The sequence below is a fragment of the Aromatoleum bremense genome (assembly GCF_017894365.1).
Taxonomy (GTDB): Bacteria; Pseudomonadota; Gammaproteobacteria; order Burkholderiales; family Rhodocyclaceae; genus Aromatoleum; species Aromatoleum bremense.
Genome location: NZ_CP059467.1, coordinates 2676115 through 2692688, shown reverse-complemented (window position 1 = coordinate 2692688; position 16574 = coordinate 2676115). Strand labels below are relative to the sequence as shown.

The following is a 16574-nucleotide window of genomic DNA, read 5'->3' as shown; positions in this document are numbered from 1 at the left end:
CGATGCGCCGGACCAGGCCGAAATGCCCCGGATCGCTACTCGACGTCGCGCGCGACGCGGAACCCGTTCTGCGAGTGCCGCACGCTGGCACCGTACTTGAAGCGGGTCGACGACAGCATGTAGTCGGCTCCTTCGCGCCATGACCCGCCGCGTATCACGCGCACGCGGCAATCCGGTTCATCCCAGGAACGCCCGTCGGCCGGCGCCCCCTTGTAGGAGCTGTGCCAGCAGTCGCTGACCCATTCCCAGACGCTTCCGTTCATGTCGTGCAGGCCGTACGGATTGGCGCGGAACGAGCCGACATTCGCCGGGCCGCCCTCACGCCAAGGCTCGCCGCATCCCTTGCAGTTCGCGTTGCCGCCGACCATCTGGTTGCCCCACCAGTATCGCGTCGTCGTGCTGCCGCGGATCGCGTATTCCCACTCCGCCTCGGTCGGCAACCGGTAGGTCTTGCCGGTGGCACCGCTCAACCACTTTGCATAGGTCCGGGCATCGTCCCAGTGCAGGTCGCGCACCGGGGCGTTCTTCGCCGCACCCTCCTCCCTCGCCAGCTGCGGACACGCGCTGGCTGCGACGCAGGCGTCCCATTGCTCGTTCGTGACCTCGTACTTGCCGATCGCGAACGGCCGCGCGATCGAGACACGATGCGCCGGTCTTTCCGACGGATCGTCGGTGTTGCTTCCCATGACGAACCCGCCGCCGGGCAGTCCGACCATCACCGGGCAGGCGGGGCAATCCTTGATCTCGACAGGACGCGCCGCTGCGGCCGGAGGTTTTTCCGGCGCCGGCGCTGCAGGAGCAGGTGCCGCGCGCGGTCGCTCCGGCGCGGCGGGAGCAGCCGGCGCAGGCCGCGCGCGCTCCGCTGCGGGCGGAGTCGCGCGGGGGGCCGGCGGCGGCTCGACTTTTGGCGCAGCCGCTCGCAGCCGCTCGATGCGGGCGCGGGCGAGAGGTGCGAAACGTCCGTTCGGGTACGCCTTCAGGTACGCCTCGTAGTCGCTCGCATGTTCGCTGTCCTTGATCGACTCCCAGAACGTCAGCTCGTACTGCTCCGCGCTATCTTTGGGGAGGATTCCGGCAAGCTGGGCGGGCGCCGCCTGCGCGCTCCATTCACCGGCGCCGGTCGCGCCCTGGGCAAATCCGGACGCGAACGCCCCGAACACCCCGACGATGAGAAGTTCTCGCCACACGTGCAGACCCCGCTTGTCCCGTAGTGGAGGTGCAGCTCCCGCAACGCAGCTCCGGAGCTGGATTCAATACGCTTCGCACGGGAATGCGCCGCACGGAGCAGGACATATTTCCGGACATGACCCACCGGATTTCGAGGCCCCGCGCCAAGCCAGGAGGCAACCATGTCCCGATTCATTATATGTATCTTTCGGCCAACTTCCGTCCTAATCTTAGGTGGCGATCAGGTCGGTCGGAGCGAACGCGACGAGCGTTCGCTCCGCGTTTACCCCGACGTTTACCCCGCATGTTTCCTGGGGAGGATGCCCAACATGTCTAGGGAAATCATTCTTGCCTCGATAGCAACAGTCGTCATGGCAATCGGGCCCGCGCCTGCCTCCGCGGCGGGGACACCATCGCCGAAAGATGCCGAGGCCTACATCATCTGGCCGCCGGACGGCGCCGTCATCAGTGGCGGCAAGCTGTGGGTACGCATGGGGCTGCGCAACATGGGCGTGTGCCCGAAAGGCGTCGAACTGCCCAACGTGGGCCATCATCACCTGCTCATCGATACCGAACTCTCCACCGACGGGCAGATTCCGCTGGACCGGAATCACGTGCATTTCGGCGCCGGCGAAACCGAGGCGCGCATCGAGCTTCCGCCCGGCAAGCACACGCTGCAGCTGCTGATGGGCGATCACAACCACGAACCGCACGACCCCCCCATATATTCGAAAAAGATATCGATCACGGTGCCCTGACCGGGTGACGCCCGGAGTTCCAGTTTGATCTTCCGACAAGACCGGGAGCCGATCCATGCACAAGCCCATGCACAAGCTATTCATCGCCGCCGCCACCGCGTTCCTGCTGCTCGCCCAGGGCGCCATCGCCGGCAGCACCGCTGCGCCGCCCAATGCCTATCTTTACATCGGCTGGCCCAACGATGGCCAGGTCCTGCCCGCCGGACGGCCGTTCAAAGTGTGGTTCGGGCTGCGCAACATGGGCGTCGCGCCGAAGGACGTGAGCTTTCCGAATACCGGCCACCATCATCTGCTGATCGACACCGATCTGCCGTCGCCGGACCAGGAAATTCCCTCCGACCGCAACCACCTTCATTTCGGTGCGGGGGAAACGGAAACGACACTGGAACTGCCTCCAGGCAGGCACACGCTGCAGTTGCTGATGGGCGACGACAAGCACGTCCCGCACAACCCGCCGGTATATTCGAGGAAGATCACGATCACCGTGCGGTGAGCAGATCGCCCCGGAGCGCGATACGGCAGCCCGGGCATGACGCGTCCGTACCGATATCTACAAACTCCTGTAAGACTTACCCCGCGGCGCCCCGCCGGGACGAGGAGGGAACACGCTCGCATTCCAACCCCCGATCGCCCCCGCCCCGTTGCCGCTCACCGCTCCGGCGCCCGCCCCGGCGCGGGAACGGCGTTTGCTGTCGTCGACTGCAGCCCTAACTTTTGACGGAGGCCAGTCCATGAACCCGCTGATGCGCAAACTCTCTCCGAGTGCGACGAACATGATCCGCACCGACCACTCGCACGTGCTGTCGGTCTTCCATCAGTACGAGACCGACACCTCGCCGCAGACGAAGAAGGCGCTCGTGAACAGCGCGTGCCTGTCGCTCGAGATCCACGCCCAGCTCGAGGAAGAAATCTTTTACCCGGCGATGCGGCAGGCGATGGCCGAAAGCGCGACGGTCGACAAGTCCGTGAGCGAGCACGAGGAAATGCGGCGCCTGATCGCGCAGTTGCGCGGCATGGAGCCGACCGACCCACAATACGACGAGACTTTCATGAGCCTGATGCGCGACGTGCTGCATCACGCGGCCGAGGAAGAGACCATCATGCTGCCGAAGGCGGAACGCCTGCTCGGCAACCGGCTCGCGGAACTCGGCGCGGAGATGATGAAACGCCGGCTCGAACTGTCCGCCCCGCATGCCGGCGAGATCGCGATGAACGGCGTCCGCACGATGCATACCGGGACGCTGCTGATGACAACCGGTGCCGCCGTGGCGGGCGCATACCTCGTCAAGAAGGTGTTCGAGCGCGGTCACCATCACGCCTGACGGACCACGGCGACGATTCCCCGTGCGTCGCCGCACAATTCCGAAAGCCGCGGATTTCCACACAGCCGCGGCTTTCGTCGCGTTCACATCACGCGCTTACGGACGCAGCGCCACCGTTCCCAACCCGGATCGCGGCTGCCGGCATGAGGAAAACGAGGGTGGAGGGACGGGGGAAGGGGTGCGCGGAGCGCAAAATGCTTGGCCGCACGAATTCCCGGCGCGAGGGGCTGTTCATGAGGAAAGTATTCGGCTACTGGTTCGGCGTGCTGCGCAGCACGGTGAATTACTGGCTCGACAGCGACGCGTTCATCCATGCCGCGGCGCTCGCATTCTTCACCGTGTTCTCGGTCGCGCCGGTCGTCATCATCGTCGTCAGCATCGTCGGCGCGGTGCTCGGCGAGGACGCGGCGCGCGGCCAGATCGCCGCGCAGCTCGAACAGGCGATCGGCTCCGAGGCCGCCGAAGCGGTGCAGACCGCGGTGGCAAGCAGCCGCATCGAAGCCAGCGGCCTGCTGCCGACGCTCGTCGGCATCGGCGCGATGCTGTTCGGCGCGACCACCGTGTTCGCGCAGATGCAGCGCTCGCTGAACGCGATCTGGGGGGTGATGGCGAAACCCTCGCGCAGCAGCGTCTTCCTGCTCGTCAAGGCGCGCCTGCTGTCGCTGATGGTGGTGCTGGCGATCGGCTTCGTGCTGCTGGTATCGCTGCTGCTGAGCGTGATCCTGAACTCGATCATCGCCTTCGCGAGCGACTGGCTCCCGGTGCCGGCGCCGTTGCTGGCGGGCGTCGAGACGGTAGTGTCGCTGACGGTCGTCACGCTGCTGTTCGGGACGATCTTCCGCGTGCTGCCGGACGTGATCCTGCGCTGGAAGGACGTCGCGCTCGGCGCCTTCGTCACAGCGGCGCTGTTCACGTTCGGCCGATCGCTGATCGCGCTCTACCTGGCGAAGACGGCGCCAGCTTCGACTTACGGTGCCGCGGGTTCCCTGGTGCTGCTGCTGTTATGGGTGAACTATTCGTCGCTGATCCTGCTGTTCGGCGCGGCGTTCACGCGCGCGCATCGGGAATCCCGCGGACTGCCGATCCGGCCGCGCCATTCAGCGGTACTGGTGCATACGGAGGTGGTGGAGGAAAAGGTTTCCGACCTCGAAGGCCGGCCGCCGCCAGCCCCGTCGTCGCCCACGTGACGATGGAACCGCGGGTGGGCTGCGTCAGCTACCCAAAACGGGGAGTGGGCAGCACGAAGCGCCTTGTCCGGTAGGCCCGGCGCAGGTAGATTAAATAAGCATTTAATAATTAAATAAACTTCCCTGTAGAGAGGAGACAAATGAAAGCGAAGCTGTTCGCGGCAAGCCTTGCCGCCATTCTCGCCGGCGGCGCCGGCGCCGCCGGCGAAGGCGCGAAAACGAGCCTGCTCGATCGTCCCGCGCCGAATCCGGAAAATCTTCCAAACGATGCGTACGGCAAGCTGGTGCGCTACGGGCACGAACTGACGACGCGCACCTTCGCGCTGATCGGGCCGGAAGTGCAGGACAAGGAAAAACGCTTCGCTGGCAACAATCTCGCCTGCACTTCATGCCACCAGGACAACGCGACCAAACCCTACGCGATGCCCTGGACCGGCGTGTCGGCGACCTTTCCGCAGTACCGTTCGCGCGAAGATTCGATCAGTACGGTTGAGGAGCGCGTCAATGGCTGCATGGAGCGGAGCATGAACGGGCGCGCGCTACCGCTCGATTCGCCCGAGATGAAGGCCTTCGTGACGTACATCCACTACCTGTCGCGCGGCATCCCGATCGGAGCACAACTCGAGGGTGCGGGCACGAAGCCGACGAAGGTCCCTGAGCGGCGCGCCGACCTCGCCGCGGGCGAAGCGCTCTATGGCAAGACGTGTGCGGCATGCCACGGCATGAATGGCGAGGGACAGCGCCGCGGCAAGGTCGGCGACGCCGAAGGCTACATCTTCCCGCCGCTGTGGGGGAATGACACGTTCAACAACGGCGCGGGCATGAACCGCCTGCTGACGGCGACGCGCTTCGTGAAACACAACATGCCGCAGGGCACGACGCACCTGACGCCGGTGCTGAACGATGAGGAAGCCTACGACGTCGTGGCCTACGTGCTGTCGAAGCCGCGCCCGATCAAGGCCAGTCTCGACAAGGATTTCCCGGCCCGGTGGAACAAGCCCGTCGATGCCGCATTCCCGCCGTATGTGGACGGCGCTTCGGCGGACCAGCACCGCTACGGACCTTATCCCCCTCTCATGGAGATGGCGAAGCAGCGCGCGCAAGCCCGCAATGCAGCAGTCGCGCCGCAGAAACCGGCCGCGGAAGGCGCGAAGTGACGGTTCGTCGACGACCGGTACGGCGACTGTCTCGCGCCGCCTGCGCCCGAGGAATCAGCCGGCAGTCGTTGGTGCAGTAGCGAGCCCTGCAATCCCCCGCCCGCTCCGCGCGGACGGGGATTCACCCCTCGACAGGCTTCAGCACGATCTCGAAATCCCGGCCTGGATCGAGCGACAGCACGAGCGCCGCGAAGCGCAGCCGCGCCGCCTCGATCGACGCCGCGCTCCAGCCCGAACCTTCGGTCATGAAGGGGCCTTCCGGGTGGAAATTCCACTGCGTCGGCCCGATGATCGAGTACTCGGCGATGCGCTCGTCGTCGAGCCGCACTGCGTGCAGCACCAGGCCGCCTGCGGTCTCGACCCACGCGAGTCCGGCCCGGTCGCCGAGCGGCGCCGCGTCGAGCAGCGCCGGCATGTCGTCCGCGAGCGGATGACGCAGGCGGCTCGCGCAATCTGCCAGATCGATGACACGCGCAAACAGGCGCGCCGCGATGCGATGGCCTTTCGTCAGCAGGATGCGCACCAGCATCGAACCCGCATGACGGGCGAGCACGCCGGTTTCATGCGCCTGCCCGTGCAGCGACGGCGTGCGACAGAACTGCGGCGAGGGCAACCCCCCGAGCGTCTCGCCCCAGGCCTGCGCCGACAGTGACGGCAGCAGCGGCACGCCCTCGTGCTCGGAGGTCGAGGTGCCGATTTCGATCAGGTCGGCGAGCGCCTCGCCGATCGTGCCGCCCTGCCGGGCGCGTTCGACGAACTCACGCAACGCCGTCGGCTCGCGCGTCGCGCGGAAGAAGCCGCCGAGCAGTTCAACCGCGACCAGATCGAGCAGATCGCCGCCGAGCTCGTAGGCTGCCCGCCCGCCGCCGATCTGCGCGAGCCCGTGGTGCAACACGGCAAACCGCTCCCGGCGCGGCTCGTGGCCGAACAGCACCGGCCAGTCGAGCATCAGCCGCGACAGATGCTCCTGCGCGGTTTCCGCTGCGACTGTGCGCTCCTCGTCCCGTGCTTCGCCGCGCGCCGCCCCTTCCGCACCGGCGGCGACGAATGCCGCCATCGCAACGATCGTCTGCGCACGAGGGGCCGCTGCGCACAGCACGGGGAGCCGCGCCAGCGCCTCCCCGACCGTGCAGCCGGCGAGCTGCCGCGTATCCGGCGTACGCGAATCAAAATCGAGGATGGCCGGCGCCGTGACACGTTGGCCATCCCATTGCGCCTCGATGCGCAGCGGATCGTGCGGCGCGCGCCGCTCCCGAAGTCGTTGCCCGGTCGCCGCCAAACCCGCCGGGGCAGGGATTCCGACCCTGCGGGCCCCCGCTACCATCCCCTCGAACATGAACCCTCCTTGCCCCGATGTCCGGCATCCGCCCTCCGCCGTCACTGCGATCCGCTCACGAGACGAAGCGGAGGCGGCGGGAGGTCATGATATGCGCCCCCGCGGCCCGCGGGAAAGCCCGGGTCCGCCATCGAGGGGCAGCGCCCGCAGCGAAGGGGCTGCCCGCCGCAGATCCGCCGCAGATCCGCCGCAGATCCGCCTCAGCGCGACTCGAGAACCAGGCGGCCGTTGAGCGGCTGGATCGGCCGCCCGTTGCGCGGATAGAGACGCGCAAAGACGCGCACCTGCTCCGCCGATATCTTCACCGGCTCCTTCATGACCGCCCACACGACGCCTTCGGTACAGGGCGGCGTGACCAGCGATCCGACATACAGGTAGTGGGCGGGACTGACCGGCACGAGGCTGGCGAGGTCGATCGGCGACGCCGGCGCGTAGCTGCTGCCGCGCTCCAGCGGCAGGCTGTTCCACAGACTCTGGATCAGCGGATGTCCGCCGGAGGCGCCTTCGAGCAGCACCGCGACGACCGCCATCCGTCCGGCCGCATCGCGATGATGGAAATGCACCGCCATGTCGGAGGCCTGCCCGCCAACCCGCGCGAGCGAGGGCCGGTGGAACTCGAGATGCTCGAGCTCATAGCGCTGGCCGCGGATCTCGACCCCCATGCCTTCGCCGACCCGCACTTCGAGCGTGCGCCCCGTATCGGTGATGCGAAACTGCGTCTCCCGGTAATCGAAGCGTAGCGCCTCGAGATCGACGACGACCCCGCCGCCCAGCTCGATCGGCGACTGGCGCCTGCCTTCGGCACACAGCGACCAGTCCGGCCGCAGCCTGCCCCAGTGCTCCGGGCCCGTCGCACCTTCGTAGCTCCAGGCGGCATCGCTCACGAAGGGAACCCAAGGGGCCGGCGCGGACTTGGGGATCGGCGACAGGGAAGCCTGCGCCGCACGCAACTTGAGCTCGGGTTTCGGCCCGGGTTTCGGCCCGGGTTTCGGCCCGGGTTTCGGCCCGGGTTTCGGCTCGAGTTTCGGCTCGAGTTTCGGCTCGAGTTTCGGCTCGAGTTTCGGCTCGAGTTTCGGCCCCGGCTTCGGCCCCGGCTTCGGCTCGGGTTTCGGTTCTGGCTTCGACTCCGGCCGCGGTGCAGTCGAAGCGGCGGCGGAAGGCGCCGTTCTGGGCGACGTCTTCGGTGGCGGTACCAGGGGCGCCTGAGTCGAGACCGCTGCGAGCCTGACCGGCGGGTCGATCGCGGAATCATCGGTGACTGCCGCCGCCGAAGCGACGGCGTCGTGCGCAACTTTTTGCAGGTCGCTCGCCGACGCGGGCCGGCAGACCTCCTGCCACACCCGCTCATCGACGCTGTTGCGCGCCACCGCTATCGGCTGCTGGTCGGGCACAGGTTCTTCGCGCAGCACGAACTGGCGCGCATCGAGATAGACGCGCTTGACCGTATGGAACCTGCGATTGTGGCAATCGAAGCGGTTCAGCGCCTTCACCACGGCATATCCTTCCGATGCGGCCCGTTCCGGCGACAGCACGATACGCCCCCACGCGACCTTGCTGCCGGCATCCGACGCCATGACGCTGGAGCGGTCGATCTCCACCTGGCGCTCGCGGTCCCTGATGACAACCTCCCAGGGCTCGGCGAGCGCCGCGGGGCTGACGAATGCCAGCGCGACGAGCAGGCAGCAGTGCAGGAGGGGCGGCGAGGATTTCATCGTCATGAAGGAGTTCCGGGAGGTGTTACGGTCTTCGGCCGGGATCAGGATATCTTTAGCGACAACCGGCTGCGATTCGTGAAGGATCCTGGCAGCCAGCGTCGATCCATTCCGGATTGCGCTTTGAATGCCTGCCTTCCAATCAACGTATCACACCGGTAGAATGCGCGCCGTCATCAGGGAGTAGCCGCCCGCGCGCATTCGCGGGGACCACGTCAACAGACTTGCCCGTCGGGCATGGCGTGGCCAGCCTTCGGGCCTGGCGAGACTTTTGGCTGCATGCCCTCCGATTTTTCGGGCCCGGGAGGCGTGCGGTCATCGGTCATCAGCCGGCCCGGAGAACCTGATGAATCTTCCTGCCGAAGCCTTCCTGATGTCCTCGGGCATCGTCGCGCTCGCCGAAATCGGCGACAAGACCCAGCTGCTCGCCTTCATGCTCGCGGCCCGCTTCCGTCGCCCGTGGCCGATCGTCGCCGGCATCCTGATCGCGACCGTCGCGAACCATGCGTTCGCCGGCGCCGTCGGCACGTGGGTCACGACGCTGCTCGGCCCGGACCTGCTGCGCTGGGTGCTCGGCGCGTCCTTCCTCGCCATGGCGGCGTGGATCCTGGTCCCGGACAAACTCGACGACGACGAGCTCGCCACGCCGAAGCTCGGCGTGCTCGCGACGACGATCGTCGCATTCTTCCTCGCCGAGATGGGCGACAAGACGCAGATCGCAACGGTCGCGCTCGCCGCACAGTACGGCACCTTCGCTGCGGTCGTCGCCGGAACGACGTTCGGCATGATGGTCGCGAACGTGCCGGCCGTCGTCGCCGGCGACCGTATCGCGAACCGGTTGCCGATCCGCCTGATCCACGGCATCGCGGCGGCATTGTTCGCGCTGCTCGGCGTCGCCGCGCTGGCCGGCTTCGGCGGCGGGTGATCGCAGGGGGGCATGAGGAAATGAACGGTTTCGATCGGGACGCTAAAAATCCTTGCCGAAGCCTCACTCGTCCGGTAACGTTCGCAGCTCGTTGGGGGTGCCCGTGCGGCTTTCGCACGCGCTGAGAAAAACCCTTTGAACCTGATCCGGATCGCACCGGCGTAGGGAAACGCTTTCATGCAGACCTGTTCACCGCCGATCCAGCCATTCTCCCGCACGGGACTCCGCGCATGACGCGCACGCCTCCAAACGTCGTGTCGATCGCCGGCGTCGACCCGAGCGGCGGCGCCGGCGTGCTCGCCGACATCAAGACTTTCTCCGCGCTCGGCGCCTACGGCTGCGGCATCGTTACCGCGCTGACCGCGCAGAACACGCAGGCCGTCACCGGCATGCATACGCCGCCGGTCGCGTTCCTGCGCCTGCAGATCGACACGCTGTTCGCCGACGTCAAGCTCGCCGCAGTCAAGCTCGGCATGCTCGGCACCGCCGACGTGGTCGCGACCGTCGCCGACCGGCTCGCCCATTTCGACGCGCCCTTCGTCGTCTGCGACCCGGTGATGGTGGCGAAAAGCGGCGATCACCTGCTCGCGAAGAACGCCGTCGCGATGCTGATCGAGGCGCTGCTGCCGCAGAGTTTCATGATCACGCCGAACCTCCCGGAAGCGGGCGTGCTGCTCGAACAGCGCCCGCCCGAGTCGGTCAAGGAGATGTACCGCGCCGCTGAGCGGCTGCGCGACATGCTGCCGCTGTCCTCCGAGCGCTGGGTGCTGCTCAAGGGCGGCCACCTGCCCGGAGCCGAAGTCGTCGACCTGCTGTTCGACGGCGACCGCATGATCGAGCTGCCGTCGCCGCGCATCGAGACGAAGAACACCCACGGCACCGGCTGCACGCTGTCGTCCGCGATCGCCGCGCTGCTGCCGCAGCATGCAGGCGCTCAGTTGCGTGCTCAGGTGCGTGCACTCCGGCCGGTCGAAGCCGCGGTGCGCGACGCGCGTAACTATCTGCTGCGCGCGATCGCATCGGCCGACGCGCTCGCCGTCGGCCGGGGACACGGCCCGGTCCATCATTTCCACACCGTCTGGCCCCGCCAGCACACATAACGACACGCCGCGCGGTACAGCGGCCCGACTACCCCCCAGATACGGAGACACCATGAACGCCAGCGAAAAATTCATCGCCGCGAAAGCCCATGTCGACGAAGCCGCGGTTGCGCCGCTGCCGAACTCGCGCAAGATCCACGTCGAAGGCTCGCGCCCGGACATCCGCGTGCCGATGCGCGAGATCTCGCAGGCCGACACGCCCGCGTCGATGGGCGCCGAGCCGAATCCGCCGATCTTCGTCTACGACTGCTCCGGCCCGTACACCGACCCCACCGCGAAAATCGACATCCGCTCCGGCCTGCCGGCGCTGCGCCAGCAGTGGATCGAGGAGCGCGGCGACACCGAGGTGCTCGCCGACCTGTCTTCCGAATTCGGCCGCAGCCGCGCCGCCGACAAGGCCCTCGACGAGCTGCGCTTCCCCGGCCTGCACCGCAAGCCGCGCCGCGCGAAAACCGGCATGAACGTCAGCCAGATGCACTACGCGCGCCGCGGCATCATCACGCCGGAGATGGAATACGTCGCGATCCGCGAGAACATGAACCGCGCGGCCTACGTCGAGTCGCTGCGCACCGCGGGCCCGACCGGCGAGAAGATGGCCAAGCTCCTCACGCGCCAGCATCCCGGCCAATCGTACGGCGCCAGCATCCCCGAAGCGATCACCCCCGAGTTCGTGCGCAGCGAGGTCGCGCGCGGCCGCGCGATCATCCCGAACAACATCAACCACCCGGAAAGCGAACCGATGATCATCGGCCGCAACTTCCTCGTTAAGATCAACGCCAACATCGGCAACTCCGCGCTCGGCTCGTCGATCTCGGAGGAAGTCGACAAGATGACCTGGTCGATCCGCTGGGGCGGCGACACGGTGATGGATCTGTCCACCGGCAAGAACATCCACGAAACCCGCGAGTGGATCATCCGCAACTCGCCGGTGCCGATCGGCACGGTGCCGATCTACCAGGCGCTCGAAAAGGTGGACGGCAAGGCCGAGGAACTGACCTGGGAGATCTTCCGCGACACGCTGATCGAGCAGGCCGAACAGGGCGTCGACTACTTCACGATCCACGCCGGCGTGCTGCTTCGCTACGTGCCGATGACTGCAAACCGCATGACCGGCATCGTCTCGCGCGGCGGCTCGATCATGGCCAAGTGGTGCCTCGCGCATCACAAGGAGAGCTTCCTCTACACGCACTTCGAGGACATCTGCGACATCATGAAGGCCTACGACGTCGCCTTCTCGCTCGGCGACGGCCTGCGCCCGGGCTCGATCTACGATGCGAACGACGACGCGCAGCTCGGCGAGCTGAAGACGCTCGGCGAACTCACCGACATCGCGTGGAAGCACGACGTGCAGACGATCATCGAAGGCCCGGGGCACGTGCCGATGCACCTCATCAAGGAGAACATGGATCTCCAGCTCGAGCACTGCAAGGAGGCGCCGTTCTACACGCTCGGACCGCTGACGACCGACATCGCGCCGGGCTACGACCACATCACGAGCGGCATCGGCGCGGCGCAGATCGGCTGGTACGGCACGGCGATGCTGTGCTACGTCACGCCGAAGGAGCACCTCGGCCTGCCGAACAAGCAGGACGTCAAGGAAGGCATCATCACCTACAAGCTCGCCGCGCACGCCGCGGACCTCGCGAAAGGCCACCCCGGCGCGCAGATCCGCGACAACGCATTGAGCAAGGCGCGTTTCGAGTTCCGCTGGGAAGACCAGTTCAACCTCGGGCTGGACCCGGACAAGGCGAAGGAATTCCACGACGAGACGCTGCCGAAGGACTCCGCGAAAGTCGCGCACTTCTGCTCGATGTGCGGCCCGCACTTCTGCTCGATGAAGATCACCCAGGACGTGCGCGACTTCGCCGCACAGGAAGGCATCAAGGAAGACGAGGCGCTCGCGAAGGGGATGGAAGTGAAGGCGGTCGAGTTCGTCAAGAGCGGCGCCGAGGTGTATCGGCAGGTGTAGGCTGCAGACATGGCAAGCACGGGGCGCATCTCCGATCAGACCGTCGCCGCCGCCGTCCGGGCGCTGGCGGAGGGTGCGCACCCCCGGAAAATCCTGCTGTTCGGCTCGTATGCCCGCGGAGATGCAACGGCCGAATCCGACCTCGACCTTCTCGTGATCGAAGACGAAGTCCCCGACCGGGCGCGCGAAATGGTGCGCCTGCGCCGGCTGCTACGCCCGCTGCGCATCCCGACGGATGTCCTTGTCTATTCCGCCGACGAAGTGCAACACTGGGGCGCCCAGCCGGGCTCAGCGCTGTACTGGGCGCTGCGCGAGGGAAAAGTCGTTTATGGCTGACTCGGTTGCGACTTGGGACCGGGTCGACGCGGTACTCAAATGGGCTGAATCGCAAGTCGTATTGCAATAGCCGCCGCGACAAGGCGGTCACACTCGGGTTGCGCGGGACACCTTCTCCAAATTCTCCTGTGTCACTCAGCCCAATGCGTGTTGCCTGCGGCAGCCAACAATCCCTTCATCGCTGCTGCAGCGGATGAGACAATCGCACATTCATCCCGCCAGCCCGAGTCCGCCATGTCCTCCGATGCCCTGCCGATCGCCGCGATCCTCTACACGCCCGCCGACCACATCGAGCCGGTGCTGATCGAAGCCGCGCGGCGGCTGGCGCAGCAGGGGGTCCGGCTCGGAGGCGTGCTGCAGCACGACATCCCGACGACGACCGACGATCCGTGCGGCATGGAGCTCGAAGACCTGTCGGGCGGCGAACGGTTTCCGTTGTCGCAGGATCTGGGCAGCGGTTCGGAGGCGTGCCGGCTCGATCCGGACGCGCTCGCGCACGCGGCAATGGCGGTGCGCAGCGCGCTCGAACGCGGCGCGGCGCTGGTGTTCATCAACAAGTTCGGCGCGCAGGAGGCCTGCGGTTCGGGGCTGCGCACCGAGATGGCGATGGCGGTCGCGTCCGGCGTTCCCGTCGTCACCGCGGTCGGCGAGCGCTTCCTCGCGGAATGGCAGCACTTCACCGGCGGCGGCTCGACGCTGCTGGCACCGGACGTCGACGCGATTCTCGGCTGGTGGTCGTCCTTGCGTCCGCAAGCGTGAGCGCGGCACTCGATTGCCGCCCGGGCTGCGCCGCGTGCTGCATCGCGCCGTCGATTTCGTCATCGATTCCCGGCATGGCAGGCGGCAAGCCGGCCGGCGTGCGCTGCGCGCAGCTCGACGACGCGAACCGCTGCCGGCTGTTCGGCGATCCGCGCCGGCCGGCCGTCTGTACGAGCCTCGCGCCCGCCGCCGACATGTGCGGCGACCGGCGCGAGCGCGCGCTGGCATATCTCGAACGTCTTGAACGGCTGACCGCCACCGCGCCGCGGGTCGCCACGTCGTAGCCGCTCGCGCGGCATTCCGCCGGTTTCACGATGGCATAACGCCGTCGTCCGTATAATCCGGCACTTCAATTTTCCACGACTACGGCATGGACCTCTCTCTTCTCGTTATCGCGCTCATTCTCGGTATCATCGAGGGGCTGACCGAATTCCTGCCGATTTCCTCCACCGGCCACCTCATCATCTTCGGCGACCTGCTCGGCTACAACGACGAGGCGAGCAAGGTGTTCAAGATCGTCATCCAGTTCGCCGCGATTCTCGCCGTGTGCTGGGACTATCGCGAACGACTGACGCGGGTCGCGGCCGGCGTCGGCACCGAGGCCGCGGCGCAGCGCTTCGTCGGCCTGCTGTTCATCGGCTTCCTGCCGGCGGCAGTGCTCGGCCTGATGTTTCATTCGACGATCAAGAGCCTGCTGTTCAACCCGCTGACCGTCGCCACGGCGCTCGTCGTCGGTGGCCTGCTGATCCTCTGGCTCGAGCGCCGCGCGTACCATCCGCGCATCAATGCGATCGACGAGATGCGCTGGCCCGATGCGCTGAAAGTGGGTTTCGCGCAGGCCGCGGCGATGATTCCGGGCACCTCGCGGTCCGGGGCGACGATCCTCGGCGGGCTCGTGTTCGGACTGTCGCGCAAGGCCGCAGCGGAATTCTCGTTCTTCCTCTCGATTCCGACGATGTTCGCGGCGACCGTCTACGACCTGTACAAGAACCGCGACCTGCTCCACATGGCCGACCTGCCGGTGTTCGCGATCGGCTTCGTCGCGTCCTTCTTCGCGGCGATGTTCGCCGTCAAGGCCTTCATCCGCTTCATCTCGAACCACACTTTCGTCGCCTTCGCGTGGTATCGCATCGTGTTCGGGCTGGTGGTGCTCGCGACGTGGCAGCTGGGGCTCGTCGAGTGGAGCGAGCCCTAACCGCGCCGCATCCCGCCGGCCGCGGCTAGACTGTCGCTTTCCGGCCGTCCCGAGAGGCTCCGATGATCATCTACCTGCACGGCTTCCGCTCCGCTCCGGCGTCGATCAAGGCGCAAGCGCTGCAGCGCCACATGACTGCGAAAGGATTGGCGCACGCGTTCTGGTGCGAACAGCTGCCGGTGTCGCCACACGCGGCGGTCGCGCTGGTCGAGGCGCAGATCGCGCACTGCCGCCGCGAACGGCCGGAGCTTCCTCCGACGCTGGTCGGCAGCTCGCTCGGCGGCTTCTACGCGACCTGGCTCGCGGAGAAGCACGGGCTCGCGGCGGCGCTCGTGAACCCCGCCGTCGTCGCGCCGCTGTCGCTCGAAGCCTGGATCGGCCCGCAGACGAACCTCTACACCGGCGAGCGCTTCGACTTCACGTCGCGGCACATCGAGGAGCTGCGCGCGCTCGACATCGCCGCGATCACCCGGCCCGAACGCTACTGGCTGCTCGCCGAGACCGGCGACGAAGTGCTCGACTACCGCGACGCGGTCACGAAATATGCCGGCGCGCGGCAGACCGTGCTCGCCGGCGGCGACCACGGCTTCTCGCGCTGGAACGATTATCTCGACGCGCTGCTCGCGTTTGCGGGACTGGCATCATGAGCGCGCCCGATTTCGACGCGCGCCGCTTCAAGTCGATCGAGCGGGCCGGCTTCAACCGCATCGCCGCCCGCTATGCTGACGGCGCCCACCTGCGTGCGGACCTCGCCGACGCGCTGCTCGACGCGGCACGGCTCGCACCGGGCCGGCTCGTACTCGACCTCGCCAGCGGCCCCGGCCTGCTCGCGCGCGCAGCCGCCCGCCAGGTGCAGCCCGGCGGCTGGGTGCTCGCGAGCGACATCGCCGAGGAGATGCTCGCCGAAGGCGCACGCCGCACGCTCGGCGAAATTGCCGCAGCCGCGCCGTCCGCCGGCGCGCCGGCGCTTTCGTTCGCCGCCGCCGACGCCGAACAGCTGTGCCTGCCGGACGCGAGCTTCGACTGCGTGCTCGCCGGCCTCGCGCTGTTCATGTTCCCGCACCCGGAGCGGGCGCTGACCGAGATGCACCGCGTACTGCGCCCGGGAGGCCGGGTCGCGCTGTCGACGTGGGGCGCACGCGACGACGTCCCGCTGATCCGCTGCGCACAGGACTGCATCGCCCGCCTGCTGCCGGCGCCGAAAGTCGCCCGCCCGTCGGTGTTCCGCTTTGGCGATGCGGCGGTGCTCGAAGCGGCGCTCGCAGCGGCCGGTTTCGTCGACGTGCACATCGAACCCTGCCGCTTCACATGCCATTTCGCCGACGCGGCGGCGTACTGGCAGGCTTTCCTCGATCTCGCCGGGGGCGCTGCCGAAGCGCTCGCGCGCCTGCCGCAGGCCACGCAGCACGCGTTGCGCGACGCGATCGCCGCCGAGCTCGAAGCGCATCGCAGCATCGGCGGCACGGGATATTCGATCGGCGCGCTCGCGCTCGTCGCCACCGCGCAACGCCCGGCCGAAGGAACCCTCGGCGGACAGTGCGCGACGAGCGGCGGGTGACGAGGGCCGCGCGCCGCGTCCTGCCCGGGACTTCGAGCCCGCTGCGACCGAATCCTTTAAACTGTCGGGCTTGCTCATTGATGGCGGTAGCTG

Annotated in this window: 17 protein-coding genes and 2 riboswitches; of the genes, 14 read left to right on the top strand and 3 right to left on the bottom strand. The window is 67.4% G+C overall.

Annotation, left to right across the window (positions count from 1 at the left end):
* Positions 1-35: 35 nt before the first annotated feature.
* Entirely contained in the window at positions 36-1187 is a 1152-nt protein-coding gene (locus pbN1_RS12725) for a formylglycine-generating enzyme family protein (protein WP_169202746.1), read from the bottom strand.
* Between the two features lie 309 nt (positions 1188-1496).
* On the opposite strand from pbN1_RS12725, the gene pbN1_RS12720 reads away from it, so the two are divergent.
* From pbN1_RS12720 to pbN1_RS12700, 5 genes are all read left to right on the top strand, one after another.
* Positions 1497-1925, top strand: a complete 429-nt coding sequence (locus pbN1_RS12720) for a DUF4399 domain-containing protein (RefSeq protein ID WP_169202745.1) — start codon at positions 1497-1499, stop codon at positions 1923-1925.
* Between the two features lie 55 nt (positions 1926-1980).
* Positions 1981-2418 carry a DUF4399 domain-containing protein gene (locus pbN1_RS12715; protein ID WP_210147489.1) on the top strand — a complete coding sequence of 146 codons (438 nt, stop codon included), beginning with the start codon at positions 1981-1983 and terminating at the stop codon, positions 2416-2418.
* 238 nt (positions 2419-2656) lie between these two features.
* The gene (locus pbN1_RS12710) at positions 2657-3247 is read left to right on the top strand and encodes a hemerythrin domain-containing protein (RefSeq protein ID WP_169203964.1); all 591 of its coding nucleotides are present in this window, start codon (positions 2657-2659) and stop codon (positions 3245-3247) included.
* A 233-nt stretch (positions 3248-3480) separates the two neighbouring features.
* Entirely contained in the window at positions 3481-4434 is a 954-nt protein-coding gene (locus pbN1_RS12705; protein WP_169203966.1) for a YihY/virulence factor BrkB family protein, read from the top strand.
* Positions 4435-4574: 140 nt separating this feature from the next.
* Positions 4575-5591, top strand: coding sequence for a c-type cytochrome (locus pbN1_RS12700; protein WP_169203963.1), 1017 nt, complete (start codon positions 4575-4577; stop codon positions 5589-5591).
* Between the two features lie 121 nt (positions 5592-5712).
* On the opposite strand, the gene pbN1_RS12695 is transcribed toward pbN1_RS12700, so the two are convergent.
* Together pbN1_RS12695 and pbN1_RS12690 are read right to left on the bottom strand one after the other, a co-directional pair.
* On the bottom strand, positions 5713-6927 hold the full coding sequence (locus tag pbN1_RS12695; protein ID WP_169203962.1) for a hypothetical protein: 1215 nt from the start codon (positions 6925-6927) through the stop codon (positions 5713-5715).
* 200 nt (positions 6928-7127) lie between these two features.
* The gene (locus pbN1_RS12690; protein WP_244856944.1) at positions 7128-8645 is read right to left on the bottom strand and encodes a carbonic anhydrase; all 1518 of its coding nucleotides are present in this window, start codon (positions 8643-8645) and stop codon (positions 7128-7130) included.
* Positions 8646-8805: 160 nt separating this feature from the next.
* Positions 8806-8980, top strand: a riboswitch (yybP-ykoY riboswitch).
* 5 nt (positions 8981-8985) lie between these two features.
* Here pbN1_RS12690 and pbN1_RS12685 point away from each other — a divergent pair.
* From pbN1_RS12685 to pbN1_RS12645, 9 genes are all read left to right on the top strand, one after another.
* A complete protein-coding gene (locus tag pbN1_RS12685) occupies positions 8986-9564 on the top strand; it encodes a TMEM165/GDT1 family protein (protein WP_169203961.1) in 579 nt (192 codons plus the stop codon).
* Between the two features lie 83 nt (positions 9565-9647).
* Positions 9648-9749: riboswitch (TPP riboswitch) on the top strand.
* Positions 9750-9794: 45 nt separating this feature from the next.
* A complete protein-coding gene (gene thiD / locus pbN1_RS12680; RefSeq protein WP_169203960.1) occupies positions 9795-10664 on the top strand; it encodes a bifunctional hydroxymethylpyrimidine kinase/phosphomethylpyrimidine kinase in 870 nt (289 codons plus the stop codon).
* Between the two features lie 52 nt (positions 10665-10716).
* Positions 10717-12633, top strand: coding sequence for a phosphomethylpyrimidine synthase ThiC (thiC, locus tag pbN1_RS12675; protein ID WP_169203959.1), 1917 nt, complete (start codon positions 10717-10719; stop codon positions 12631-12633).
* 9 nt (positions 12634-12642) lie between these two features.
* A complete protein-coding gene (locus tag pbN1_RS12670; RefSeq protein WP_169203958.1) occupies positions 12643-12969 on the top strand; it encodes a nucleotidyltransferase domain-containing protein in 327 nt (108 codons plus the stop codon).
* A gap of 234 nt (positions 12970-13203) precedes the next feature.
* The gene (locus pbN1_RS12665) at positions 13204-13728 is read left to right on the top strand and encodes a DUF2478 domain-containing protein (RefSeq protein WP_169203957.1); all 525 of its coding nucleotides are present in this window, start codon (positions 13204-13206) and stop codon (positions 13726-13728) included.
* Complete coding sequence (locus tag pbN1_RS12660; RefSeq protein WP_169203956.1) at positions 13725-14012, top strand: YkgJ family cysteine cluster protein; 288 nt, start codon at positions 13725-13727, stop codon at positions 14010-14012. Before pbN1_RS12665 ends, pbN1_RS12660 begins: the two co-directional genes overlap by 4 nt.
* Before the next feature lie 86 nt (positions 14013-14098).
* Positions 14099-14923 carry an undecaprenyl-diphosphate phosphatase gene (locus tag pbN1_RS12655; RefSeq protein ID WP_169203955.1) on the top strand — a complete coding sequence of 275 codons (825 nt, stop codon included), beginning with the start codon at positions 14099-14101 and terminating at the stop codon, positions 14921-14923.
* Between the two features lie 62 nt (positions 14924-14985).
* Entirely contained in the window at positions 14986-15570 is a 585-nt protein-coding gene (locus pbN1_RS12650) for a YqiA/YcfP family alpha/beta fold hydrolase (RefSeq protein WP_169203954.1), read from the top strand.
* Positions 15567-16481 carry a methyltransferase domain-containing protein gene (locus tag pbN1_RS12645; RefSeq protein ID WP_169203953.1) on the top strand — a complete coding sequence of 305 codons (915 nt, stop codon included), beginning with the start codon at positions 15567-15569 and terminating at the stop codon, positions 16479-16481. Before pbN1_RS12650 ends, pbN1_RS12645 begins: the two co-directional genes overlap by 4 nt.
* Positions 16482-16574 lie beyond the last annotated feature (93 nt).

Excerpts from the sequence above, each read along its gene's own strand:
- pbN1_RS12705 (WP_169203966.1), top strand. The coding sequence starts at position 3,481 with ATGAGGAAAGTATTCGGCTACTGGTTCGGCGTGCTGCGCAGCACGGTG.
- pbN1_RS12690 (WP_244856944.1), bottom strand. The coding sequence starts at position 8,645 with ATGACGATGAAATCCTCGCCGCCCCTCCTGCACTGCTGCCTGCTCGTC.
- pbN1_RS12695 (WP_169203962.1), bottom strand. The coding sequence starts at position 6,927 with ATGTTCGAGGGGATGGTAGCGGGGGCCCGCAGGGTCGGAATCCCTGCC.
- pbN1_RS12700 (WP_169203963.1), top strand. The coding sequence starts at position 4,575 with ATGAAAGCGAAGCTGTTCGCGGCAAGCCTTGCCGCCATTCTCGCCGGC.
- pbN1_RS12710 (WP_169203964.1), top strand. The coding sequence starts at position 2,657 with ATGAACCCGCTGATGCGCAAACTCTCTCCGAGTGCGACGAACATGATC.
- thiD (WP_169203960.1), top strand. The coding sequence starts at position 9,795 with ATGACGCGCACGCCTCCAAACGTCGTGTCGATCGCCGGCGTCGACCCG.
- thiC (WP_169203959.1), top strand. The coding sequence starts at position 10,717 with ATGAACGCCAGCGAAAAATTCATCGCCGCGAAAGCCCATGTCGACGAA.
- pbN1_RS12665 (WP_169203957.1), top strand. The coding sequence starts at position 13,204 with ATGTCCTCCGATGCCCTGCCGATCGCCGCGATCCTCTACACGCCCGCC.
- pbN1_RS12655 (WP_169203955.1), top strand. The coding sequence starts at position 14,099 with ATGGACCTCTCTCTTCTCGTTATCGCGCTCATTCTCGGTATCATCGAG.
- pbN1_RS12720 (WP_169202745.1), top strand. The coding sequence starts at position 1,497 with ATGTCTAGGGAAATCATTCTTGCCTCGATAGCAACAGTCGTCATGGCA.
- pbN1_RS12650 (WP_169203954.1), top strand. The coding sequence starts at position 14,986 with ATGATCATCTACCTGCACGGCTTCCGCTCCGCTCCGGCGTCGATCAAG.
- pbN1_RS12645 (WP_169203953.1), top strand. The coding sequence starts at position 15,567 with ATGAGCGCGCCCGATTTCGACGCGCGCCGCTTCAAGTCGATCGAGCGG.
- pbN1_RS12685 (WP_169203961.1), top strand. The coding sequence starts at position 8,986 with ATGAATCTTCCTGCCGAAGCCTTCCTGATGTCCTCGGGCATCGTCGCG.
- pbN1_RS12715 (WP_210147489.1), top strand. The coding sequence starts at position 1,981 with ATGCACAAGCCCATGCACAAGCTATTCATCGCCGCCGCCACCGCGTTC.
- pbN1_RS12670 (WP_169203958.1), top strand. The coding sequence starts at position 12,643 with ATGGCAAGCACGGGGCGCATCTCCGATCAGACCGTCGCCGCCGCCGTC.